Source organism: Neisseria sp. P0021.S007 (assembly GCF_051956855.1).
Map to the genome: position 1 here is coordinate 1 of NZ_JBQCXA010000470.1, position 713 is coordinate 713.

The window sequence follows — 713 nt, forward strand, 5'->3', positions numbered from 1 at the left end:
GTTTTCCAATCAAATCGGTTGTAATAAAACGCGCTATTTTAGCGTATTTTTTTGTGCTTTGAAATAAAGGCGGCAAGTTTTTCAACGGCACTTTTTTGGGCAAAAAGTCCGTCCCGCCATTTTGCCGCGCTTTGGCGCCATTCATTTTGGTGTGCCGTCAGGGTTTGCCATGCTTGCAGGCGCTGGCTGTCGCTGAGTGCTTCGCCGTTGTTGAGTTCGTCGGAAAGGAGGCGGTGTGCCGTGGCGACAACATCCGGATAAACCTGATGCGCTTTATCCCAAAAAGCGTGCAGCTTGTCGAGATGGATATTTTCTTCTTGCGGATAGATGTGCCAAAAGAAAGGCTTTCCGGCAAGCTGGGCGCGAATAAAGCTGTCTTCGCCGCGTATGACGGTGCCGTCGGCAAGATTGAGCAGTTTGTCGAAATCTTGTTGGGCAACGAAAGGGATTTTGATCAGGGTAATGTGTTCGCTCTGATACACATCGCCGTCTTCAAGCAGGGCGTTTTGCGGTACTAGGCCGCTGTTTTTCAGGCTGGCGATGATTTGTGTACCTGCAAGCAGCAAGGTAATGGGGTGGCCGGCCTGTTGCCACATGGTCAGCCATTTTGCCCAAATATCGCTTTGATAGCCGAAAAGCAGCCATTCGGGCGCGTTTTTTGCGGGAAGTTTGAGTTGTCGGCGTAAGGTTTCCGTATCAAAGCGGGCAGATTC

The 713-nt window shown here is 50.6% G+C and carries 1 protein-coding gene; it reads right to left on the minus strand.

From position 1 onward, the window contains the following. Positions 1-38: 38 nt before the first annotated feature. Positions 39-713, minus strand: a 675-nt coding sequence (gene earP / locus ACTHUR_RS14050; RefSeq protein ID WP_440399167.1) for an elongation factor P maturation arginine rhamnosyltransferase EarP, incomplete at its 5' end; no start/stop codon positions are given.